The organism is Streptomyces sp. JN8, from assembly GCF_055808075.1.
Genome location: NZ_CM147852.1, coordinates 4732972 through 4755358, shown reverse-complemented (window position 1 = coordinate 4755358; position 22387 = coordinate 4732972). Strand labels below are relative to the sequence as shown.

At 72.4% G+C, this 22387-nt stretch carries 22 protein-coding genes and 1 pseudogene; 9 read left to right on the top strand and 14 right to left on the bottom strand.

Going from position 1 to position 22387, the window contains the following annotated elements; translation table 11 throughout:
* Window positions 1-225 precede the first annotated feature (225 nt).
* The 6 genes from resB to hemL form a co-directional block, all read right to left on the bottom strand.
* The gene (resB, locus tag ACY0MR_RS21050; RefSeq protein ID WP_473554673.1) at window positions 226-1977 is read right to left on the bottom strand and encodes a cytochrome c biogenesis protein ResB; all 1752 of its coding nucleotides are present in this window, start codon (window positions 1975-1977) and stop codon (window positions 226-228) included.
* A 3-nt stretch (window positions 1978-1980) separates the two neighbouring features.
* The gene (locus tag ACY0MR_RS21045) at window positions 1981-2718 is read right to left on the bottom strand and encodes a cytochrome c biogenesis CcdA family protein (RefSeq protein WP_473554671.1); all 738 of its coding nucleotides are present in this window, start codon (window positions 2716-2718) and stop codon (window positions 1981-1983) included.
* Between the two features lie 4 nt (window positions 2719-2722).
* On the bottom strand, window positions 2723-3328 hold the full coding sequence (locus tag ACY0MR_RS21040) for a TlpA family protein disulfide reductase (RefSeq protein ID WP_392866085.1): 606 nt from the start codon (window positions 3326-3328) through the stop codon (window positions 2723-2725).
* Between the two features lie 98 nt (window positions 3329-3426).
* Complete coding sequence (locus ACY0MR_RS21035; protein ID WP_361852200.1) at window positions 3427-4704, bottom strand: polysaccharide deacetylase family protein; 1278 nt, start codon at window positions 4702-4704, stop codon at window positions 3427-3429.
* 304 nt (window positions 4705-5008) lie between these two features.
* Complete coding sequence (locus ACY0MR_RS21030) at window positions 5009-5713, bottom strand: histidine phosphatase family protein (protein WP_388806723.1); 705 nt, start codon at window positions 5711-5713, stop codon at window positions 5009-5011.
* The gene (gene hemL / locus ACY0MR_RS21025; RefSeq protein ID WP_392866083.1) at window positions 5710-7056 is read right to left on the bottom strand and encodes a glutamate-1-semialdehyde 2,1-aminomutase; all 1347 of its coding nucleotides are present in this window, start codon (window positions 7054-7056) and stop codon (window positions 5710-5712) included. Before hemL ends, ACY0MR_RS21030 begins: the two co-directional genes overlap by 4 nt.
* A 410-nt stretch (window positions 7057-7466) precedes the next feature.
* On the opposite strand from hemL, the pseudogene ACY0MR_RS21020 reads away from it, so the two are divergent.
* Window positions 7467-7910 (top strand): annotated as a pseudogene (locus tag ACY0MR_RS21020) (hypothetical protein); the annotation flags it as partial.
* 91 nt (window positions 7911-8001) lie between these two features.
* Here ACY0MR_RS21020 and ACY0MR_RS21015 read toward each other — a convergent pair.
* Window positions 8002-9975, bottom strand: coding sequence for an APC family permease (locus ACY0MR_RS21015; RefSeq protein ID WP_473554668.1), 1974 nt, complete (start codon window positions 9973-9975; stop codon window positions 8002-8004).
* 125 nt (window positions 9976-10100) lie between these two features.
* On the opposite strand from ACY0MR_RS21015, the gene ACY0MR_RS21010 reads away from it, so the two are divergent.
* Window positions 10101-10520: a MerR family transcriptional regulator gene (locus ACY0MR_RS21010; protein ID WP_404085302.1), complete on the top strand. Its 420-nt coding sequence runs from the start codon at window positions 10101-10103 to the stop codon at window positions 10518-10520.
* Between the two features lie 235 nt (window positions 10521-10755).
* On the opposite strand, the gene ACY0MR_RS21005 is transcribed toward ACY0MR_RS21010, so the two are convergent.
* On the bottom strand, window positions 10756-11604 hold the full coding sequence (locus tag ACY0MR_RS21005; RefSeq protein WP_404085303.1) for a substrate-binding domain-containing protein: 849 nt from the start codon (window positions 11602-11604) through the stop codon (window positions 10756-10758).
* Window positions 11605-11904: 300 nt separating this feature from the next.
* On the opposite strand from ACY0MR_RS21005, the gene ACY0MR_RS21000 reads away from it, so the two are divergent.
* A complete protein-coding gene (locus ACY0MR_RS21000) occupies window positions 11905-12144 on the top strand; it encodes a hypothetical protein (RefSeq protein WP_361853858.1) in 240 nt (79 codons plus the stop codon).
* A 38-nt stretch (window positions 12145-12182) separates the two neighbouring features.
* Here the strand turns inward: ACY0MR_RS21000 and ACY0MR_RS20995 are convergent, their stop codons facing one another.
* On the bottom strand, window positions 12183-12785 hold the full coding sequence (locus tag ACY0MR_RS20995; RefSeq protein ID WP_388806730.1) for a TIGR03086 family metal-binding protein: 603 nt from the start codon (window positions 12783-12785) through the stop codon (window positions 12183-12185).
* Window positions 12786-12874: 89 nt separating this feature from the next.
* On the opposite strand from ACY0MR_RS20995, the gene ACY0MR_RS20990 reads away from it, so the two are divergent.
* Together ACY0MR_RS20990 and ACY0MR_RS20985 are read left to right on the top strand one after the other, a co-directional pair.
* Window positions 12875-13825, top strand: coding sequence for a DUF6597 domain-containing transcriptional factor (locus ACY0MR_RS20990; RefSeq protein ID WP_473554664.1), 951 nt, complete (start codon window positions 12875-12877; stop codon window positions 13823-13825).
* 14 nt (window positions 13826-13839) lie between these two features.
* Window positions 13840-14373, top strand: coding sequence for a GNAT family N-acetyltransferase (locus ACY0MR_RS20985; protein ID WP_473554663.1), 534 nt, complete (start codon window positions 13840-13842; stop codon window positions 14371-14373).
* 21 nt (window positions 14374-14394) lie between these two features.
* On the opposite strand, the gene ACY0MR_RS20980 is transcribed toward ACY0MR_RS20985, so the two are convergent.
* Complete coding sequence (locus ACY0MR_RS20980; RefSeq protein WP_388806736.1) at window positions 14395-14844, bottom strand: GNAT family N-acetyltransferase; 450 nt, start codon at window positions 14842-14844, stop codon at window positions 14395-14397.
* Between the two features lie 123 nt (window positions 14845-14967).
* Here ACY0MR_RS20980 and ACY0MR_RS20975 point away from each other — a divergent pair, with 123 nt between their 5' ends.
* Together ACY0MR_RS20975 and ACY0MR_RS20970 are read left to right on the top strand one after the other, a co-directional pair.
* The gene (locus ACY0MR_RS20975) at window positions 14968-15819 is read left to right on the top strand and encodes an NAD(P)H-binding protein (RefSeq protein WP_473554660.1); all 852 of its coding nucleotides are present in this window, start codon (window positions 14968-14970) and stop codon (window positions 15817-15819) included.
* A 51-nt stretch (window positions 15820-15870) separates the two neighbouring features.
* Window positions 15871-16611, top strand: coding sequence for a Mut7-C RNAse domain-containing protein (locus ACY0MR_RS20970; RefSeq protein WP_388806740.1), 741 nt, complete (start codon window positions 15871-15873; stop codon window positions 16609-16611).
* Between the two features lie 173 nt (window positions 16612-16784).
* Here ACY0MR_RS20970 and ACY0MR_RS20965 read toward each other — a convergent pair whose 3' ends face one another.
* Window positions 16785-17270: a MarR family winged helix-turn-helix transcriptional regulator gene (locus ACY0MR_RS20965; RefSeq protein WP_361853879.1), complete on the bottom strand. Its 486-nt coding sequence runs from the start codon at window positions 17268-17270 to the stop codon at window positions 16785-16787.
* Between the two features lie 61 nt (window positions 17271-17331).
* On the bottom strand, window positions 17332-17892 hold the full coding sequence (locus ACY0MR_RS20960; protein WP_361853881.1) for a TetR/AcrR family transcriptional regulator: 561 nt from the start codon (window positions 17890-17892) through the stop codon (window positions 17332-17334).
* 116 nt (window positions 17893-18008) lie between these two features.
* On the opposite strand from ACY0MR_RS20960, the gene ACY0MR_RS20955 reads away from it, so the two are divergent.
* The gene (locus tag ACY0MR_RS20955) at window positions 18009-19496 is read left to right on the top strand and encodes an FAD-dependent oxidoreductase (RefSeq protein WP_473554657.1); all 1488 of its coding nucleotides are present in this window, start codon (window positions 18009-18011) and stop codon (window positions 19494-19496) included.
* 28 nt (window positions 19497-19524) lie between these two features.
* Here the strand turns inward: ACY0MR_RS20955 and ACY0MR_RS20950 are convergent, their stop codons facing one another.
* On the bottom strand, window positions 19525-20007 hold the full coding sequence (locus ACY0MR_RS20950) for a hypothetical protein (protein WP_361853887.1): 483 nt from the start codon (window positions 20005-20007) through the stop codon (window positions 19525-19527).
* Between the two features lie 174 nt (window positions 20008-20181).
* Here ACY0MR_RS20950 and ACY0MR_RS20945 point away from each other — a divergent pair, with 174 nt between their 5' ends.
* Complete coding sequence (locus tag ACY0MR_RS20945; RefSeq protein WP_361853890.1) at window positions 20182-20946, top strand: SDR family NAD(P)-dependent oxidoreductase; 765 nt, start codon at window positions 20182-20184, stop codon at window positions 20944-20946.
* A gap of 74 nt (window positions 20947-21020) precedes the next feature.
* On the opposite strand, the gene ACY0MR_RS20940 is transcribed toward ACY0MR_RS20945, so the two are convergent.
* Window positions 21021-22214 (bottom strand): RtcB family protein, encoded by a 1194-nt coding sequence (locus ACY0MR_RS20940; RefSeq protein WP_388806750.1) that lies wholly within the window; start codon window positions 22212-22214, stop codon window positions 21021-21023.
* Window positions 22215-22387: the final 173 nt, after the last annotated feature.

Below are 22387 nucleotides of genomic sequence, written 5' to 3'. Positions count from 1 at the left end.
CCAGGACGGTCGTCCCGCCGGCCGCCTTGACCTGGACGGTCACGGCGGAGGCGGCGCCCGCGGTGCGGGGGGTGAGCGCGGCTGCGGTCCGGCCGACCTTGCTGCGGCTGCCCAGCACCCACTCGGCGATGTGGGCGAAGAAGGCCAGGGTGTAGACGGCCATCGAGGAGTAGATGAGCAGGTCGCTCATCCGCGCCAGGCTCTCGTTGGTCGTGGCGGCGAGGATCACTTGTCGGCCTCTCCAGACGGGGCGGGGTCTTCTGCGGGTTCTTCCGCGGTTTCCGGTACGTCGTCCGGATCGGTGTCGGGCGCCGGCGGCGCGTCCGCCGTGAGCGCGACCGCGAGGTCGCCCAGTTCCTCCGGCAGTCTGGCGGACTCGCTCCGGCCGAGGCCGGCCATCTCGACGACGGTGACGCCGTCCTCACCGCGCACGGCACGGACCCAGACCCGGCGCCGCTGGATGAAGAGCGAGCCGGTCAGTCCGGCGATGGCGGCGATGGCTCCCGCGAGGGCGAGCCCGTTGCCGGGCTGCTGCGAGATCTGGAAGCTCGCCCACTCCTTGACGTCCTTCTCGAAGGTGATCGAGCCGGCGCCGTCGGGGAGCTTCATGGCTTCGCCGGGCAGCAGCCGCTTCGCGAGCTTGTTGCCCTTCTCGTCCGTGAACTGCTTCATCTTGGACTTGTCGAGCTGGTACACGTTCTGCGGCAGACCGGAGTCGACCCGCAGGTCGCCGTGGTAGCCGGTGAGCGCCATGACGGGGAAGTCGAGGGCCGGGAACTGCGAGAACATCGAGCCCTGGCCGGCACCGGCGAACGTCGGCACGAAGAAGGCCTGGAAGCCCAGCTGGTCCTTCTCGCCGTTCTTGTCGCGGTAGCCGTCCATGACCTTGATGGCGCCGGTGGACGTGATGTTGTTGTCGATGGGCAGCAGCGGCACGGCGCCGTGGAAGACGGTCTTGCCGCGGCCGTCCCGGACGGTCACGACGGGCGCGTAGCCGTGGGCGATCAGATAGACCTTGGAGTCGCCCACCTTGAGCGGCTGGTTGACCCGGATGACCGCCTTCTTGTCCTGGCCGCCCTGCGAGTACGAGACCTTCGCCTCGAAGGTGCGGGGCGTGCCGCGCTGGGGGCCGTTCTTCTCGTACGTGCCGTCGAAGGCGTCGAGCTTGAAGCTGAAGGGTTCCAGCTCGCCGATGCCGAACTGGGAGCCCGACTTGAAGTCGTCGTACTGGGTGAGCGTGTTCGAGAAGCCGTCGCCCTCGACGATCAGCTTGCCGCCCTCGGACTTGAAGAGCTGGCCCCAGGCGAAGGCGACGAGCATGACGATCAGGGCGACGTGGAAGGCCAGGTTGCCGGCCTCGCGCAGATAGCCCTTCTCGGCGGCGATCGCGTCGCCCGCCGTGTGGGCGCGGAAGCGGCGGCCCTTGAGGAGGGCGAGCGCGGCCCCGCGGACCTGCTCGGGCTCGGCCGCGGTGCGCCAGGTGGTGTACGCGGGGAGCCGGTCGAGGCGTTTGGGGGCGCCCGGCGGGCGGCCGCGGAGCTGGCCGACGAACTGCCAGCTGCGGGGCACGATGCAGCCGATGAGGGAGACGAACAGCAGGATGTAGATCGCGGAGAACCACACGGAGCTGTACACGTCGAAGAACTGGAGCTTCTCGTACAGCGGCGTCAGCGTCTTGTGGGCGTCCTTGAAGGCCTGCGCCTTGATCTCGTCCACGCTGGTCTGCGGGATGAGGGAGCCGGGGACGGCGCCGAGGGAGAGCATGAAGAGCAGGATCAGCGCGACCCGCATCGAGGTCAGCTGACGCCAGAACCAGCGGATCCAGCCGATGACGCCGAGGGTGGGACCGCCGGTGACGGTCGTCTCGGCGCGCTCCTCGACGGGGGCGGTGGACAGCTGGGCGCCGGCCTCGCCGAGGCCCTCCTGCTGCTCCGCTCCGGAGGTGTCCGTCGTACCGGACGTGTCGGTCGTACTCATGGATCAGATCCCCACCGTGAAACCGCTGGACCAGCCCTGCATCGTGGCGACCATGCTGTCCCACGCGCCTGTGAGGAGCAGGACACCGGTGATGAGCATCATGCCGCCGCCCACCCGCATCACCCACACGTAGTGCTTCTTGACCCACCCGAACGCCCCGAGCGCCTTGCGGAAGGCGATGGCGGCGAGCACGAACGGCACGCCGAGGCCGAGGCAGTACGCGAAGGCCAGCAGCGCGCCGCGGCCCGCGCTGGCCTGCTCCAGGGCGAGCGCGTTGACCGAGGCGAGCGTCGGGCCGATGCACGGGGTCCAGCCGATGCCGAAGAGCGCGCCGAGCAGCGGCGCGCCGACGAGCCCGGCGACGGGCTTCCTGTGGAAGCGGAACTCGCGCTGGGTGAACCAGGGCATCAGGCCGAGGAAGAACACGCCCATGAGGATCATGAGCACGCCGAGGACCGTGGTGAGCGTCTCGCGGTACTCCTGGAGGGTCGACCCGAAGTAGCCGAAGAGCGCCCCGCCGGAGACGAACACGGCGGTGAAGCCGAGGACGAACAGGGCCGCGCCCGCGGTCATCCGGCCCCGTCGGCTCTCGGCGAGGTCGGTGCCGGAGACGCCGGTCACGTACGACAGGTAGCCGGGGACGAGCGGGAGGACGCAGGGCGAGAAGAAGGAGACCAGGCCGGCGAGGAGGGCGACGGGGAGCGCGAGGAGCAGGGCTCCGCTGGTGACGGTCTCGTTCACCGGCTCACTTCTCCTTGAGGAGGGGGTCGATCATCGACCGCAGCTTCTCCTCGTTGAGCGCCATGAGCGAGCGGGCCGCGATCTTGCCCTCCTTGTCGAGGACGACGGTGGAGGGGATGGACTGCGGGGAGAGCGTGCCCTTGGGGAACCCGAACAGGATCAGCCTGCCCTGCGGGTCGTAGAGGCTGGGGTAGGAGACCCCGTAGTCCTCCTCGAAGGCGAGGGCGGGCTGCTTGTTGGGGTCGCGGGTGTTGAGTCCGACGAACTCGACGCCCTGGCCCTTGAGGTCCTTGGCGACCTTGGCGAAGTGCGGGGCCTCGGCGCGGCACGGGGCGCACCAGGAGCCCCAGACGTTGAGGACGACGACCTTGCCCCTGAGGTCGGCGACGTCGAGCTGCTTGCCGTCGAGGGTCTCGCCCGCGAGTTCCCCGGTGGCCGCGCGCTCGCCCTTGGCGGCGGTGGAGATGCCACCCGTGTTGGTCACGAAGTTGGTGTTGCCACCGCCGCCGGACTTGCCGTTGCTGTCACCGCTGCAGGCCGAGAGCGCGAGGGCGGCGGACAGCACTCCGACGGCGAGCAGGGTGCGTCGAGGGGCACGGCTAAGGCTCATGTGAAAAGTTTCGCATGGGCGTTTGGGGGATCTTGGGCACCCCCCTACGTGCCCGTAAAGCCCCTTGTCAAGATCGCCTAAGCGGACACGGCGGACGACTATGCGGACGGGGTCGACGACGCCGTCGCCGCGGGCCTGAGGAAGGCGTTCCAGCCGCCGGCCGGCTTCTGCCCCACTTCGAGCGAGCGCAGCTTCTGGAGGATCTTCGGGTCCTGGACGTCGAGCCAGTCGACGAACTGGCGGAAGGAGACGAGCCGGACGTCCTTCTTGCCGGCCATGCCCTTGAGGGCGGCCTCGACGGCGTCCATGTAGATGCCGCCGTTCCACTGCTCGAAGTGGTTGCCGATGAAGAAGGGGGCGCGGTTGGACTCGTACGCGCGCGTGAAGCCGCCGAGGAGCGCTTCGGTGGCCTGCTTGCGCCAGCCCGGGTAGCGCGAGGGCATGCCCTTGGTCGTGTTCTTCGACTGGTTGGCGAGCATGTTGTAGTCCATCGACAGGACCTCGAAGGAGTGCCCGGGGAAGGGCACGGCCTGCAGCGGGAGGTCCCAGACGCCCTGGCGCTTCTCGGGCCACATCTGGCGGCCGCCGGGCGAGCTGGCGTCGTAGCGCCAGTTGAGCCGCTTGGCGGTGGGCAGCAGGTTGTCCTGGCCGAGGAGGCAGGGCGTGCGTCCGCCGACCAGTTCCTTGGAGTAGTCGAAGGGCAGCGGGTCGAGCTCGGTCCAGCCGCTGTTCGTCTTCCACTCGGTGACGAACGTCACGGCCTGGTCGATCTCGCTCTGCCACTGGGCCGGGGTCCAGTTGCCGACGGAGCCCGAGCCTCCGCAGAAGTGCCCGTTGAAGTGGGTGCCGATCTCGTGGCCGTCGAGCCAGGCCTGCCGGACGTACTTCAGGGTGTCCTTGATGTGGTCGTCGGTGAGGTAGCCGATGTCCGAGGCGCCGACGCGGTTGTTCGGCGGGCGGTAGAGGTTCTTCTTCGCCTCGGGGAGGAGGTAGATCCCGGAGAGGAAGAAGGTCATCGCCGCGTCGTGGTTCCTGGCCAGTTCCAGGAAGCGCGGGAAGAGGCCGTTGCCGACCTCGCCGGCGCCGTCCCAGGAGAAGATCACGAACTGGGGCGGGGTCTGGCCGGGTTCGAGCGGGACCGGGGTGTCGGGCTGGTGCGGCTGCTTCCCGGTGTCGGCGGTGGAGCCGTCGCCGATGAGCTTGATCGGGTCCTTGGTCGGGGTGCCCGTGCCCGGTTCGGCCGAGACGTCGCCCCCCTTGCCGGGCCCGGAGCGTCCCGGCTTGTCCTGGCCGCCGTTGCTGCACGCCGCGACACCCATCGCCGCCGCGGCCCCAACGCCCGCCCCGAGCAGCCCCCTTCGACTGATTCCACTGATCCCGCGCATGACATCCCCATTCGCGCTGACGTATTAACGAAACGTCATCCAAACCGACAATGAGTGAGATGCCGGGAGGAACACGGAGGTTCCGGGAAATCGCACAAAAATTTCAGGGCGATCGATTGGCATGAACACCACTCGACCGCCCTGAACTGTGGACCGCTCACTCCCGCGCTGTCCAGCGGGGCCGCAATCCTTCACCGAAGGACTACAGACGACTCCCGAACAACCCTCCGCGTACCGGAACGCTCACGCTCCGGTCATCGGCGCGACGGGAAAAGCACCGGGGGACCTCCGGAACCTACGCCCCGAAAGCCTTCGACTTCCCCTTCACCGGCTTCGCGCCGGCCAGCAGGTGCGCCGGAACGAGGTCGCGCGCCGGCTCGCTGTACCCGACCGAGACGATCGTGTCGCCGCGGTACGTGAACGAGGTCAGCGAGGCGAGCGTGCACTGGCGCCGCCGCGGGTCGTGCCAGAGCCGCCGCTTCTCCACGAAGCTGCGCACGATCCAGATCGGCAACTGGTGGCTGACCAGAACGGCCTCGTGCCCCCGGGCCGCGTCCTTCGCCGCGTCGAGCGCGCCCATCATCCGGACCACCTGCTCGATGTACGGCTCGCCCCAGGACGGCTGGAACGGGTTGGTCAGGTGCTTCCAGTTGCCCGGCTTGCGCAGCGCCCCGTCGCCGACGCCGAACGTCTTGCCCTCGAAGACGTTCGCCGCCTCGATGAGCCGCTCGTCCGTCGCCAGGTCCAGACCGTGCGCCTTGGCGACCGGCGTCGCCGTCTCCTGCGCCCGCTCCAGCGGGGACGCGACCACGTACGTGACGTCCCGGCCGGCCAGGCTCTCCGCGACCCGGTCCGCCATCTGCCGGCCCAGCTCGGAGAGGTGGTACCCGGCCCGGCGCCCGTAGAGGACGCCGTCGGGGTTGTGCACCTCGCCGTGCCGCATCAGATGGACGACGGTGATGTCCTGGCCGTTCTCGGCACCGGCGGTGGCGTCGCTCATGCCGTCGCCTCCGCGGCGGCGCGGGCGGCGGCCGGCAGGGCGGCGGCGATCCGCTCGACCGCCCGCTCGTCGTGCGAGGCCGACACGAACCACGACTCGAAGGCGGACGGCGGCAGGTACACGCCGTCGGCCAGCATCGAGTGGAAGAAGGCGTTGAAGCGGAAGGCCTCCTGGCGCTTCGCCTCGTCGTAGTTCCGCACCTCGTCGGCGGTGAAGAAGACCGAGAACATGTTGGACGCGGTCTGCAGCCGGTGCGCCACGCCCTCCTTGGCGAGCGCCTCGGTGACCAGGCCCTGGATCGTCTCCGACACCGCGTTCACCGTGGCGTACGCGGCGTCGTCGAGCAGGCGCAGCTGCGCGAGCCCGGCGGCCGTCGCGATCGGGTTACCGGAGAGGGTGCCCGCCTGGTAGACCGGGCCGGCCGGGGCGAGGTGCCCCATGACGTCGGCGCGGCCGCCGAACGCGGCGGCCGGGAAGCCGCCGCCCATGACCTTGCCGAAGGTCAGCAGGTCCGCCTTGACGCCGTCGACGCCGTACCAGCCGGCCTTCGACGTACGGAAACCGGTCATCACCTCGTCGGAGATGTACAGCGCGCCGTTCTCCCGGCACAGGTCCGCCAGACCCTGGTTGAAGCCCGCGACCGGCGGGACCACGCCCATGTTGCCGGGCGATGCCTCGGTGATCACACAGGCGATCTCGCCCGGGTGCGCGGCGAACGCGGCCCGGACGGCCTCCAGGTCGTTGTAGGGCAGGACGATCGTGTCCCCGGCCTGCGCGCCGGTCACGCCGGGCGTGTCGGGAAGGCCCAGGGTCGCGACACCGGATCCGGCCGCGGCCAGCAGCGCGTCCACGTGGCCGTGGTAGCAGCCGGCGAACTTGACGACCTTGGCCCGCCCGGTGAAGCCGCGGGCCAGCCGGATCGCGGACATGGTGGCCTCGGTGCCCGAGGAGACGAGCCGGACCTGCTCGACGGGCTCGACGCGCGCCACGATCTCCTCGGCGAGCGCGACCTCGCCCTCGCCCGGCGTGCCGAAGGAGGTGCCGCGGGCGACGGCCTGCTGCACCGCGGCGGTGACCTCGGGGTGCGCGTGGCCGAGGATCATCGGCCCCCACGAGCACACCAGGTCGACGTACTCGCGACCGTCCGCGTCGGTGAGGTACGGGCCGGAACCGGACACCATGAACCGGGGCGTACCGCCCACGGCCCGGAAGGCGCGCACCGGTGAGTTCACGCCGCCGGGCGTCACGAGGGAAGCGCGGTCGAAAAGCGTCTGTGAGACTGGGGCTTCGTATGAATACGGCACTGTGATCCTGACCTGCGAGAACGACTGAGGGCACGACATCGGGAACGGAGGAGGGGTGTGAACATCCCGAGTATTACGCCGGGGCGTTCGCCCTCCGCGTCTGCGAAACTGGGGCGTCATAGGGATGGCTCACGGAATCCATGGTGTCAGAGGCCACGGCGTTCTTGCGGACAGGTGTTTCACCGTACGAACGCGGGGGAGGTCACTGACACGATGATCGGGTCGCGCGGCGGGGTCGTGTTGCCGAGAAAAAGCAGTCGGGTGGAGATATGCATCGCGGTGGCGGACCGGGCGAGGGGACGGACGATCTGGGTCCGGAGTCTGCCCGCCGGGGGAGGCACCGGCGCCGGCGGAGCGAGGACCCCGCTTCGGGAGGCTCCGGCAGCCCGGGCGTTCCGGGCACCTCGGGCCCTCCGGGGGATCCGGTCACCGGAAGCGCGAGCGGGAGTGGCCGGTTGGGGGTGACGTACAAGTACTTCGGTGCGCCCGACGGGGCCACGGCGGCCCGCGTACCGATCTCGATGCGCCCGGAGGAGCTCGGCGGCGACGAGCTCGGCATGGGCGGCATGTTCACCAAGATCAAGCCGGAGACCATAGCGGCCATGGTCCTGACCGGCATCCAGGGCATGCCCCTGAACAAGGTGCCGCCGCTGGAGCTCGTGGTCCTGCACCCGGACTACGCGGTGGTGAAGCTGCCGATGACGGTCGTCGACCCGCTCCGCGCGATCGGCGAGGAGTCCGTCGGCGCCGCCGCCTTCATCTGGTCCACGGTCCCCGACCGAGGCGGCCCCCGCGACGCCTTCGACGTCTACCAGCTGCTCCACGAGTGGCAGGACTTCTCGGTCCGCCTCCACGAGGCGGGTCACCAGCCCTACTGCCTGGTGTGGCCTTAGGGGGTGTCTTGTCGATCAGGCCGGGCTCGCGGGGCCCGATCGACAAGACACCCCCCAGCCGCCCCGTGCGACCGGGCGGACCGGCCCTCCCTCAGGTCCGGTCCTCGGCCGCCTTCGCGGCCTCCGCCGCCCGCGCGCGCTCCGCGGCCAGCTCACGGGCCGAGGCGAGCCGGTACGGCACGTCGATGACGACCACGTTCTTCATGAACAGCAAGCGGGTCTTGAGGCGCAGCGCGCTCTGGTTGTGCAGCGGCTGCTCCCACCAGTGGCCCACCACGTACTCGGGGATGACCACCGAGACCACCGAGTCGCCCGTCCGCTCCGGCGCCTCCCGGACGTGCCGCAGCACCGGCTGGACGATCGAGCGGTACGGGGAGCTCAGCACCCGCAGCGGTACGTCGATGCCGTGCGCCTCCCAGGTCGCCCGGAGCAGTTCCACCTCGGCCGGGTCCTCGGCGACGGTCACGGCCGTGAGCGAGGTGCCGCGCAGGGTCTTCGCGTACGACAGGGCCCGGAGGCTGGGCGCGTTCACCGAGGCCACCAGGACGAGGACGTGGTTGCCGGCGAGGACGCGGGGCCGCTCGCCGGGACCGACCGCCACCTCGGCCGCGACGGCGTCGTAGTGCCGACGCACCCCCTTCATCCCGGCGAACAGCACCGGCATCGCGATGACGACGAGCCAGGCGCCGTGGGTGAACTTGGTGATGAGGACGATGACGAGCACGACCGCGGTCAGACAGGCTCCGAAGGCGTTGATCGCCAGGCGCCGGTGGATGTTGTGCCGGTCGGCCGCCCCCGCGGGGGTGGTCAGCTCCCGCCGCCAGTGCTTGACCATGCCGGCCTGGGAGAGGGTGAAGGAGACGAAGACGCCGATGATGTACAGCTGGATCAGCCGGGTCAGCTCGGCGTCGAAGGCCACGATGAGGACGATCGCGGCCAGCGCGAGCAGCACGATGCCGTTCGAGTAGACGAGCCGGTCGCCGCGGTGGAAGAGCTGCCGGGGCGCGTACCGGTCCCGGCCGAGGACGGAGGCCAGCATCGGGAAGCCGTTGAAGGCCGTGTTGGCCGCCAGGATCAGCACGCCCGCGGTCACCGCCTGGAGCACGTAGAAGAGGATGTGCCAGTCGCCGAAGGTGGCCCGGCCGATCTGCGCGAGCGCGGTGGACATCGGGGTGCCGGGCGCGAGCCCGAGCTCCGTGGGGTCCTCGGCGACGTGCACCTCGTAGACCATGGCGAGCACCGTGATCCCGAAGAACATGGTCACCGACAGCCCGCCCATCACCGCCAGGGTCGTCGCCGCGTTGCGGCTCTTGGGCTTGGCGAACGCGGGTACGCCGTTGCTGACGGCCTCGACGCCGGTCAGCGCCGTGCAGCCGGAGGCGAAGGCCCGCAGCGCGAGCAGCACGAGCGCGATCCCCGAGTAGGTGGACACCGCATCGACGGGCAGGTCGGCGGACTCGGCGCGGATCGTCGCACCGGTCGCCATCCGCACCGCGGCCACCGCGAACATCAGATAGACGACCGCGATGAACGCGTACGTCGGGACGGCGAACCAGCGGCCCGACTCCCGCACCCCGCGCAGGTTCATCCAGGCGAGCACCGCCACGAAGACCACCGACAGGAGCACGGCGTGCCCGTCGAGCGAGGGGACGGCCGAGGTGATCGCGGCGACCCCCGACACCACCGAGACGGCGACGGTCATCACGTAGTCGATCAGCAGCGCGGAGGCCGCGGTGAGCGCGGCGGTCTGCCCGAGGTTCTCGGCGGAGACGACGTAGGCCCCGCCGCCGCCCGGATAGGCGTAGCAGGTCTGCCGGTAGGAGGCCACGACGACCAGGAGCAGGATCACGATGCCGACCGCCGCGTACCAGGCCAGATGGAGCACGGCGAGGCCGCCGAGGGCGAGGATCAGCAGGATCTCCTCGGTGGCGTACGCGACCGAGGAGAGGGGGTCGCTGCAGAAGATCGGCAGGGCGACCCGCTTCGGCAGCAGGGTCTCGCCGAGCCGGCCGCTGTCCAACGGACGACCTACGAGCAGGCGTTTCGCCGCACTTCCAGCTCTCATAAGTGCTGAAGTTAGGACGAATGGTATGTAATGCGCGGAAGCCGCGCCCTGGGGGACCCCGTACGCCTGGCGGGAACCCCGCACGAGGAAGGACCTGACGCGTGAGCGGAGCACGAGGAGTGCGCATGGCCGGCGAGCCCCTGCAGATCGGCGAGGTCGCCGCACGGACCGAGCTGTCCCTGCGCACGATCCGGCAGTACGAGGACAACGGCCTGGTGGTCCCGTCCGCGGCCTCACCGGGCGGGTTCCCGCTCTACACGGACGCGGACGTGGCGCGGCTGATGGTCGTCCGCCGGATGAAGCCGCTCGGCTTCACCCTGGACGAGACCCGCGAACTCCTCAGGGCCGTGGACCTGCTGGCCGGCGAGCGCGAGGGCACGGAGACCGAGCTCGACCCGGACGAGCGGGCCGCGCTCGTGGCCCGCGTCCGCGGCTACGAACAGGCCGCCGCGGAACGGGTCGCCGAACTGCGGGCCCAGCTCGCCCGCGCCGAGGAGTTCGCCGACTCCCTACGCCGGACCCGCCTCACGGCGACCCCCGCCTGAGGGGGGCGGGAGCCGGGGGCGGCGTGTGCGGGCGGGAGTCCGCGCGTGGGGGCGAGCCCGGCGCGGGCCGGGACCGCGGTGGCGCGGACCGGGACCGCCGTGGCGCGGGCCGGGAGGCCGCCGTGCGGGCCTTGGTCGGCCGTGCCCCGGCCCGCCTGGTCGGCCCATGGGGCACGGGGCCCCGAGGGCCGGGACCCGGGACAGACCGCGGGTCCGTGGCGGCGTGCGCGGGCGCTCAGCCCGCGAGCGCCCCGGCCACGGTGCGGAAGAAGCGCGCGTACGCGGCCGGGCTCGGCGGTGTCTCCGGGTTCCACGGCGTGCGGCGGACGGCGGGCAGGGCCGCGTCCGGCGCGGTGGCGTGCGCCCGGCTGTCGAAGAGGACCAGGTCGGGCCGGAGCTCGACGGCCCGGCCCCAGTCGCCGGTGAGCCAGTTCGCGCCGGGACCCGGGCCCGGGTCGACGAGCCGGACGCCCAGCTCGGCGAGCCTCGCGAGCTCCGGCCAGGCGAGCGGCCGGGCCAGGTGCACCTGCTCGGGCCCGGCACCGGAGAGCGCGAGCACCCCGAGACCGGTCCGCGCGGCCGCCTCCCGCAGCTCGTCCTCCGCGGCCCGGAGATCGGCCGCGGAGCCCTCGGCGGCCGTGCCCCCGTCCGCCGGCGCCCCCAGGCTCGCCGCCAGCGCGCCGAACCGGTCGAGGATGGCCGGCAGGCTGAGCTCGTTGCCGACGGAGAGCGCGACCAGCGGCACCCCGAGCCGTTCGGCGACGGCCTCGTCCAGCGCGTAGGGGCTCTTCCCGTCATAGGTCACGTCGACCAGCACGTCCGGCCGCAGCTCCCGCAGCCGCTCCTCGTCGAGGACCCGGCCCGGCCCGAGGTACGTCACCGCGGCCGCGCCCAGCCCGCCCTCCTTCGCCGGATCGAGGACGTCCCCGTCGTGCCCCGACCCGTACACGGCGACCGGCGTCACACCCAGGTCGCACAGCGCGGCCCCGGCCCGCACGTACGCGACCACCCGCCGCGGCACCCGGGCCGCGCCCGGCTCCGCCCCTCTGTCGTCCGTGAATCCCCACGCCTGCGTCCCGGACATTCGGCTGCTCCCTCCCGGCCTGAAACGTGCCTCTCCCCGAGCACCTTGGAGCGCTTCCCCGGCCCGCACAAGAGGGCCTGCGGTCAGGTCGCGACGCCGGGGCGGCCGCGGCCCCGGTGACCCGCGCGGGGCCGCGCCGGGGCCGGGACCAAGGTCCCGGACCCCCCTGCCGAAAGTCCCCCGGGTTGGTGTTAACTGAACAGGTCGGGAGGAAGCAGTAGGAATCGTCGGGCCTTCGTGCCCGCGCGCCACCTGCCGGGGCGTGCGGCGCTCGGCGGCCCTCACGCCCTGGAGTGAGTCATGTCCTTGCCCGGCCAGTTCTCCGACCCCCGTGTGATCACGCTCTTCGGCCTGCTCGCCGTCTCGACGGTGGTGTGGCTGTCGCTCGGCCTGCGCGCCCGCGCCCGCGACCGGGCGCGCAGGCCCCTGGAGCGGGTCTGGCACCCGCAGGAGTCGATCGTCCTGACGCCCGCCGAGGAGCACGCCTTCGGCCAGGTCGTCTCCCGCCTCTCCCAGGGCTCACCGGGCCGCCTGCGCTGAACCGCCGGTTCCGCCGGCCCGGACCGGCGCACCGGGGCTCAGACCAGGGGCGCGTACGGGTCGCGGCCCGTCGTCGCGAGCAGCCGCTCGAAGGGCGTCGCGCCGCCGGGCAGGTCGACGGCCTCCTCGAAGACGCCCGCCTTCCGGGCCATGGGCGCCATCGCCTCGACCTCCCCGACGAGCCCGTCGACCACGGCAGGGTCCGGTGTGAAGTCCCGCCCGGTGGCCCGGGCCAGGTCCCAGGCGTGCACGGTGAGGTCGAGCAGCACCATGGCCCCGACGGTCCTCGCCGGCAGCCCCATGCCCCCGGTGGTGCCCTCCTCGGCGCCGGGCGCCGACCAGGCCGCGACGAGCTTGTCCGTCTCGGTCTCGAAGCCGTCCCGCCACGCGGCGTCGGCGAGCCAGTCGGTGGTCGTGGACAGCTCGGCGGACTGCTTGGCGGCGAGCGCCTGGAAGTGCACGACGACGCCGTAGAGGTGGTTCAGCAGGGCGCGGACGTCGTACGCGGCGCAGGGCGTGGGCGCGCCGAGCGAGGCGTCGCCGATGCCCCTGACCACGGGTACGGCCCGCGCGGCGGCGCTGCGGAGCAGGTCACCGACGCGGGGCGGTGCGCCGGTACGGAGCGGTTCCTCGTTCGTCATGGAACCGACGCTAGGAGCCGCGGTGCGCCCCGTCTTGAAGAAACACGCCAGGCGGCGCGTTCAGGACGGGACGCACCTAGCATCGGGGCATGTCCGACTCCGCTCCCCGCAGGGACACCCGGGGCATCGTCGACCCGGCCGAGCTGCTCTCCCGGGTCCGCTTCCGCCGGCACACGCCGGCGCCGGAGCTGCGGCCCTACCTGGAGCACTACTGGCTGATCGACTGGGACCTGCCGGAGCCGTACGCGACCCACGTCGTCCCGCACCCGTCGGTGAACATCGTCTTCCAGCGGTACGGGGCGCTCGACGCCCCCTCGGCGCACGCGCGCGCGTCCGCCGAGGTCGCCGGGATCGGGCTCGGCCTGTTCACCCGGAAGCTGACGGAGCGGGGCCGGGTCTGCGGGATCCAGTTCCGCCCGGGCGGCTTCCGCCCCTTCGCGCCCGCGTGGCCGGTGTCGGCCTGGACGGGGCGCCGGGTCCCCCTGGCGGAGGTCTTCCCGGACGCGGCCGCGGCGCGGGGCCCGGCCGCGGAGCCGTCCTCGGGCACGGCCCCGGACATCGAGGCGGACACGGACGCGGGTACCGAGCCGGGCCGGGACACGGACGCCGCTCTCCTCGACGCCGTCCTCTCCCCCGAGGCCGACCACGCGCGCGTGGCGGCGCTCGACGCCTTCCTGCTCGCCCACGGCCCCGCCCCCGATCCGGCCGCCGACCGGGCCATGGAGCTGGTGGACCTGATCCGCGGGGACCGCGGCCTGTCCAAGGTGTCGCACCTGGTCGCGGCCGCGGGCCTGTCGGCGCGCTCGCTCCAGCGCCTCTTCGGGACCCACGTCGGCGTGGCCCCGAAGTGGGTGATCCTGCGCTACCGCATCCACGAGGCCCTGGAGCGGGCCGAGGCCGCGGGCGAGGCGGGCGGCCCGGACTGGGCGGCCCTGGCGGCGGAGCTGGGCTACAGCGACCAGGCCCATCTCGTACGGGACTTCACCGCGACGATCGGGGCGCCGCCGACGGCCTACGCCCGGGGACTGTCGGCGCCCTGACCTACCGTACGGGGATGGACTTCCCCGCTTCCTCGCCCGTACGGCTCGAACCCTGGTCCGAGGCCGACGCCGGCCTGCTGCGCGCCCTGAACGCACCCGCGCTGACGGGTCACCTCGGCGGCCCCGAGACGGAGGAGCAGCTCGTCCGCCGCCACGCGCGCTACGTGGCCCTGAGCGCCGCCGCCCCGGCCTCGGGGCGCATGTACCGGATCGTGCTGCTGCCGGAGGAGGCCGTGGTCGGCAGCATCGGCTTCTGGGTGCGGGCGGGTGACGGCGCGCCGGTGTACGAGACCGGGTGGGCCGTGCTGCCGGGCTTCCAGGGCCGGGGCGTGGCGACGGCCGCCACGCGCGCGGTGGCGGCGGAGGCCCGGGCCGCGGGCCTGCACCGCTTCCTGCACGCGTACCCGTCGACGGAGAACGCCGCGTCGAACGCGGTGTGCCGCAAGGCGGGGTTCGAGCTGCTCGGCGAGCGGGACTTCGAGTACCCGCCGGGCCGCCCGATGGTCTGCAACGACTGGCGGCTCGACCTGGCCGAGCCGGCCCGGTAGCGGGGAGGCCCCGGCGGCCTCCTAGGAGGCGCCTTCGGGTGCGGTGAGCGGCCGGCTGAAGTGGAAGGCCACGATGTCCAGGCGTTCGCGCAGGTAGAAGCGGTGGGCTCCGGTGCGGTGGGTGCCGGAGTCCAGGTCGAGCGTGTGGCAGCCCTCGGCACGGGCACGGGCGTCCAGGTGGGCGAGGAGCGCGTGGCCGACACCCGTGGAGCGGCTGGCCGAGGCGGTCACGAGGTCGTCGACGTAGAGCTGTCGCAGGGTGCTGGTGTTGACGACGATCCGCCAGCCGGCCGCGCCGACGCAGCGGCCGTCCTCGGCGTAGGCGGCGCTGAAGCGGAGGCCCTGGGCGTACCCGGTGCCGTAGACCTCGCGGAAGAGCTCCGCGGTGAGGTGGGGCCGGAGCTCGGTGAGGACGGGCAGGAGGTCGTTCTCCAGCCGGGGGTCGCCGGGCTCGAGGTCGATGATCTTCATGGCGGGACGGTACACCGGCGTCCGGGCGGGGTTGACGAGCGGCGGCCACCCCTGGATATTTGTCTGCGTGACGCAGATGATGTGTCACGCAGAACAACATGCCCGTTTCCGGAAGGACTCCCCATGACCGTTCTCGTCACCGGCAGCCGCGGCCGGGTCGCCTCCACGCTGCTCGGGCTCCTCGACGCCGCCGGCATCAAGGCGAAAGCCGCCTCCAGGAACCCCGCGGACCTCTCCCCACCGCCCGGCATCGCCACCGTGCGCTGCGATCTCGCCGACCCGGCGACCTTCGACACGGCCCTGACCGGCGTCGACGCCGTCTTCCTGTACGCCGAGGCGACCCACGCCGGCGCCTTCGCCGACCGGGCCCGCGCCGCCGGCGTCGAGCACGTCGTCCTGCTCTCCTCCAGCGCGGTCCTGGCCCCGGACGCCGCCGCGAACCCGATCGCCGCCTCCCACCTCGCGGCGGAGCGCGCCCTCTCCGCCGCCGCGGACGCCGGAGCCTTCGAGGCCACCCGCCTCCGGCCGGGCGCCTTCGCCACCAACGCCCTGCAGTGGGCGCGGGGGCTCCGGGACGGCCGGGGACCCGCCCTGCCCGTGCCCCGCGCGTACGCCGATCCGATCCATGAGCGCGACGTCGCCGAGGCGGCCTTCGCGGTCCTCACCGAGCCCCGGCTGCGCGGCTCCGCACACCACCTGACCGGCCCCGAGTCGCTGACCTTCGTCGAGCAGCTCGCGGTGCTCGCCGAGGTGACGGGCCGGCCCGCCCCGCACACCGTCGTCACCCCCGCGGAGTGGAGGGAGTCGGTCGCCGACTTCCTGCCGGAGCCCTTCGCCGACGCCCTGCTCGCCCACTGGACCGCGCACGACGGGCGGCCGGCACCGCTGACCCGCACGGTGGAGGAGCTGACCGGCCACCCGGCCCGCACCTTCGCCGCCTGGGCCGCCGACCACGAGCGGGCCTTCCGCCCCTGACGGCCGCGAATTCCCTGGCAGCCCGTCCCGCCCCGGTGCGATCCTGTCCCCGTGAACGGACCGGAGATCCACATCAGCTTCGCCCCCGCCCTCGGGCTCTTCGTCCCGGCCGACCGCCGCGCGGGCCGGACGACCGTGACCACCGACGGCGCCTCCTCGCTCGGCCACGTCGTCGAGTCGCTCGGCGTGCCGCTCACCGAGGCCGGCCGGCTGCTGGTCGACGGACGCCCCGTCGACACCTCGTACGTCCCGGCGGCGGGCGAGAGCGTCGAGGTCGAGGCGGTCGTCCGCCCCCAGCCGGTCCGGCCGGGCGCCCCCCTCCGGTTCCTGCTCGACGTGCACCTCGGCACGCTGGCCCGGCGTCTGCGGCTGCTCGGGGTGGACGCGGCGTACGAGAGCGAGGACATCGGCGACCCCGCCCTGGCCGCGCTGTCCGCGCGCGAGCGGCGCGTCATGCTCTCGCGCGACCGCGGCCTGCTGCGCCGCCGGGAGCTGTGGGCGGGGGCGTACGTCTACAGCGACCGCCCCGACGACCAGCTCCGGGACGTCCTGGAGCGCTTCGCGCCGCGGCTCGCCCCCTGGACGCGGTGCACCGCGTGCAACGGAGGACTGAGCGAGGCGGACAAGGACACGGTCCGCGAGCGCCTGGAGCAGGGCACCGAGAAGTCGTACGACGTGTTCGCGGAGTGCGTGGAGTGCGGCCGGGTCTACTGGCGCGGCGCCCACCACGCACGGCTGGAGGCGATCGTCTCCGACGCGGTGCGCGAGTTCGGCGGCGCGACCGCGGGCTGACACCGCGGGCGGGCTCCCGGACGGGCTCCCGGACGGGCTTCCGGGCCGGCTCCCGGGCGCTGACCGACCCGGCCCGCGCGGACGCGGGCCGGATCCGTACCCGGATCCCTCACCCGGGTCCCGGCCGGGAAGGTCGGGGAAGGCTTGGGCAGCCCCGGCCGGCCCCTCCCGGGTCAGTCCAGACCGCCGCCGCGCAGCCGCTCGATCTGGGCGGCGCTGACCTCCACGGTGCGCCGCATGTGGGCGATGAGCAGGGCGACCTCGGCATCGCTGTAGACGTCGAACATCGTGCCCCAGGTGCTGTTGAGCTTGCGCCAGAGGGCACCGAGCTCGGCGATCCGCTCGGGCACGAGGGCCACCAGGACGCGGCGCCGGTCCTCGGTGTCCCGTTCGCGCGTGACGTAGCCGGCGCGCTCCAGACGGTCGGCGAGCCGGGTCGCGGATCCCGTGGTGAGCCCGGTCAGCTCGGCGACCCGCCCGGTGGTCACCGGCCCCTCCTCCAGGCTGAGCAGGTTCAGGCACTGGACGTCGGTCGGGTGGAGCCCCAGATGGTCGGCGACGGCCTGGTTGAACAGGGCGTACGCCGCCATGTAGCGGCGGGCCTCCCCGTACAGCTCGGTCATCAGCGCCTCGCGCCGGCCTGAACTCTTCTGCGTCATGCAGAGATTGTACGAACCAGGCACCCGTCGGCGGTCGCGGCCGCCCGCTCCGGGGCCGCCGTCAGGGCGCGTCCGCGGTCAGATAGCGCTGCACCGTCGGCGCCAGCCAGGCGACGACCTCCTCGGGCGGCATGTCGACGAGCGGCGGCAGCCGCAGCACGTAGCGGGTGAGCGCCATGCCGAGGATCTGGGAGGCGACGAGCGCCGCCCGCCGCGGCGCCTCCGCCGGGTCGGGGCAGACACCCCGGGTGACGGGGCCGAGCTGCTCGGCGAAGATCGCCCGCATCCGCTCCGCCCCGGCCTCGTTGGTGACCCCCACCCGCAGGAGGCCGGTGAGCACGTCGTCCCGCTCCCAGCGCTCCAGGAAGTGGGTGACGAGGACGGCCCCGACGTGCCGCGCCGGCAGACCGCCCAGTTCGGGGAGGTGCAGCTCGATCTGCGAGGCGGCGGCGAACAGTCCCTCCTTGTTGCCGTAGTAGCGCATGACCATCGACGGATCGATCCCGGCGTCCCGGGCGATGGCCCGGATCGTGGCGCGCTCGTACCCGTCGGAGGCGAAGCGCTCGCGGGCGGCCTCCAGGATGGCGGCTCTGGTGGTGTCGGAACGGCGGGCGGTCGTCATACCAACAACTGTAGGCCAACAGGCGTTGACACTCCATCGGAGGCGCCTCTACAGTTGCCAACAAGCGTTGACCAACAGCCGTTGGCCAACGGTCGTGGGCACCCCCGGAGGCAGCCATGAGCACCACGGAGACACCGAAGAGCGCGCAGCGCACGACGACCGCCACGAACGGCACGCGCACGACGCACACCGGACCCACGGACACCCAGGTCCTCGTCATCGGCGCCGGCCCCACGGGCCTGCTCCTCGCCGGCGACCTCGCCGCCGCCGGCCTCGACGTGACCCTCGTCGAGCGCCGCCGTCCCGGCTTCGCCAACATGACCCGCGCCTTCGGCGTCCACGCCCGCACCCTGGAGCAGCTCGACGCCCGCGGCCTCGCGGACGAGCTCGTCGCCACCGGTACGACCCTCCGCAGCGCACGGCTCTTCGGCCGGCTCGACCTCGACCTGACCCGGCTGCCCAGCCGCTTCAACCACCTGCTCGTCACCCCGCAGTACGAGATGGAGCGCCTCCTGGAGCGCCGCGCCAGGGCCGCCGGCGTCACGTTCCGCCACGGCACGGAGCTGCGCGGACTCCACCAGGACGCCGACACCGTGACGGCGGAGTTCACCGACCCCGACGGGGCCCCGCTCACCCTCACCGCCCGCCACCTGGTCGGCACGGACGGGGTCCGCAGCGCCGTCCGCACCGCCCTGGGCCTGCCCTTCCCCGGCGGATCCGTGATCCGCTCCCTCGTCCTCGCCGACGTCCGCCTCACCGAGGAGCCCGCCGACTCCTTCAGCGTCAGCGGCTCGGGGGACACCTTCGCCTTCATCGCCCCCTTCGGCGACGGCTGGTACCGGGTGATGGGGTGGAACCGCACCCGCCAGGTCCCCGACAGCGAGCCCGTCGACCTGGACGAGCTCCGCGAGATCACCCGGCGCGCCCTCGGCACCGACCTCGGCATGCACGACCCGCGCTGGATCTCCCGCTTCCACAGCGACGAGCGCCAGGCCCCGTCGTACCGCGTCGGCCGGGTCTTCCTCGCCGGCGACGCCGCCCACGTCCACTCCCCCGCCGGCGGCCAGGGCATGAACACCGGCCTCCAGGACGCCGCCAACCTCTCCTGGAAGCTCGCTGCGGTCCTGCGCGGCGACGCACCCGACCCCGAGGCCCTCCTCGACAGCTACCAGTCCGAGCGCCACCCGGTCGGCGCCGCCGTGCTCCGCAGCAGCGGCACGCTCGTGCGCCTCGCGATGGCCCACACCCCGCTCACCCGCGCCGCCCGCTCCCTGATCGCCCGAGTGGTGGGCACCCTGCGGCCCGCCTCCGCCCGCGCCATGGGCATGATCAGCGGACTCGGCATCGCGTACGCGCCCCCGACGGGCTCCCGCCGCCCCGCGGGCCGCCGCGCGCCCGACACGCGACTGCGCGAAGGCCGCCTCTACGAGCTGCTGCGGGCGGGCCAATTCGTCCTCATCACCCCGGAGGGCGGCGCCCCCGCGCTGCCCGGGAGCGCCCCCGTCTCCCCCGAGCGCCTCATACGCGCCACCTGGACGGACCCGGCGCGCAGGACCGCGGTCCTGGTCCGCCCCGACGGGTACGTCCACTGGACGAGCCGCTGACCGGCGCCGGAGGTGCCGGCAGAAGACGTCAGAAGACGTAGGGGTCGCCGGTGGCGAGCACCAGGACCCGGTGCCGGTCGTTCCGCGGATTCCGGTCGGCCACGCCGTCCCGCCAGGCGGTCGTGATGTCCACGGTCAGCTCGTCCGGCGCCCCGGCGGTCCGCAGGTCCAGCATCAGCTCGCCGACGCCCCCCGCGGCCGGCAGCTCGCCCGTCCGGCAGGAGACCACCCGGTCGCTGCTCCACAGGCAGGCCTCCGGCAGCTCCGGGCCACCGGCCATCGGCACGGAGAACGCGAGCCGGACCGTCGCCTGGGCGAGATCCGTGGGGCCGAAGTTCTCACTGACCAGCCAGACCCCGACCCGCCCGTCCCAGAGGGAGACATGGCCGTGATGGGCCAGATCCGCCTCGGGCCCGGCCACCGGCTCCACCGCACCGGCCCGCGCGCCGGCACCCGCCACCACCGCGGCCGCGAGGGCGACCCCGAGCACACCATTCCGCAATCCACGCATAGTCCCCAAGAAACCACAGACCATCCGATTTACTGACCATTCATCAGCCTGCGTGTCACTGCCTCGCACCCCCGCCCCGCACCCCGCCCGCTCACCGCGCCCCCCGGGATCCGAGCCGCCTATCCTGGCCGGGCGATCGACATAATCGACCACCTGCGCGAGGAGCACGACGTCATGACTGCCCCCGGTACCCCCATCGCCGTCATCACCGGAGCGAGCAGCGGAATCGGCGCCGCCACGGCCAGGCAGCTCGCCGCCGCCGGCTACCGCGTGGTCCTCACCGCCCGCCGCAAAGACCGCATCGAGGACCTGGCCGCCGAGATCAACGAGGCCGGCCACCAGGCCACCGCCTACGCCCTCGACGTCACCGACCGCACCGCCGTCGACGAGTTCGCCACCGCCTTCAAGACCCTCGCCGTCCTCGTCAACAACGCCGGCGGCGCACTCGGCGCCGACCCCGTCGCCACCGGCGACCCCGCCGACTGGCGCCAGATGTACGAGGTCAACGTCATCGGCACGCTGAACATGACCCAGGCCCTGCTCCCGGCCCTCACCGAGAGCGGCGACGGCACGGTCGTCGTCCTCTCCTCCACCGCCGGCCACTCCACCTACGAGGGCGGCGCGGGCTACGTCGCCGCGAAGAACGGCGCCCGCGTGCTCGCCGAGACCCTCCGCCTGGAGATCGTCGGCACCCCGGTCCGCGTCATCGAGGTCGCCCCCGGCATGGTCAGGACCGACGAGTTCGCCACCACCCGCTTCCGCGGCGACACCGAGAAGGCCGCCAAGGTCTACGCCGGCGTGGCCGAGCCCCTCACCGCGGACGACGTGGCCGACACCATCACCTGGGCCTGCACCCGCCCCCCGCACGTCAACATCGACCTCCTGGTCGTCCGCCCCCGAGCCCAGGCCTCCAACACGAAGGTCCACCGCGAGCTCTGAGCGGACCGCACGGAAGACGGGAGGGGCCGGCGCATCGCGCCGGCCCCTCCCGTCCTCCCCCGTGCGGTGACGGCTCAGCCCTTCACACAGATGACCTGCTTCAGCTGGGCGACGACCTCCACCAGGTCCCGCTGCTGGTCGATGACCTTCTCGATCGACTTGTACGCACCCGGGATCTCGTCCACGACGCCGGAGTCCTTACGGCACTCCACACCCCGCGTCTGCTCCTCCAGGTCCTGCGTCGAGAAGCGCCGCTTCGCCGCGCTCCGGCTCATCTTCCGGCCCGCCCCGTGCGAGGCGGAGTTGAACGACGACGCGTTCCCCAGGCCCTTCACGATGTACGAACCCGTCCCCATCGAGCCCGGGATGATCCCGAACTCCCCGGACCCGGCCCGGATCGCGCCCTTCCGCGTGACCAGCAGGTCCATGTTCTCGTACCGCTCCTCCGCCACGTAGTTGTGGTGGCAGGAGATGACCTGGTCGAAGCCGACCCTCGCCTTGCGGAACTCCTTGCGGACGACCTCCTGGAACAGCGCCATCATGATCGCGCGGTTGTACTTCGCGTACTCCTGAGCCCAGAAGAGGTCGTGCCGGTAGGCCGCCATCTGCGGCGTGTCCGCGACGAACACCGCCAGGTCGCGATCTACGAGGCCCTGATTGTGGGGCAACTTCCGGGCTTCGCCTATGTGAAACTCCGCGAGTTCCTTGCCGATATTGCGGGAGCCCGAGTGCAGCATGAGCCATACCGAATCGGACGTATCGACACAGAGCTCTACAAAATGATTCCCGGCTCCAAGTGTTCCCATCTGCAAAGCAGCACGTTCTCGGCGGAACTTCACCGCATCCGCCACCCCGTCGAACCGCGACCAGAAGTCCCCCCACCCCGCGGTCGGGAACTGGTAGAGCCGTGCCGGGTCCACCTCCGAGCGGTGCAGGCCCCGGCCCACCGGGATCGCCTGCTCGATCTTCGACCGGAGCCGTGAGAGGTCGCCCGGCAGATCGTTCGCCGTCAGCGAGGACTTGACCGCCGACATGCCGCAGCCGATGTCCACACCGACCGCCGCCGGACAGACCGCGCCCTGCATGGCGATCACGGAACCGACCGTGGCGCCCTTGCCGTAGTGGACGTCGGGCATGACGGCGAGGCCCTTGATCCACGGCAGCGTCGCCACGTTCTGCAGCTGCTGCATGGCACCGCCCTCCACCGTGGCGGGGTCGGCCCACATCCGAATGGGTACGTTCGCCCCCGGTACCTCTACGTACGACATACTTCCTCGATTCCCCCGAAAAGTCTGATAACGCAAAAACCGGCGCCAAAGCCCGTACAGGTGACAGCGGACCGGCATCAACAGCTGCGTGTGCGATAGACATTGTGTCCATCGGCCGGGTTCGCGCGGCAAACAGTTTTTCGGGAATGACCTCGGGAGAAGGGAGCCTGGGA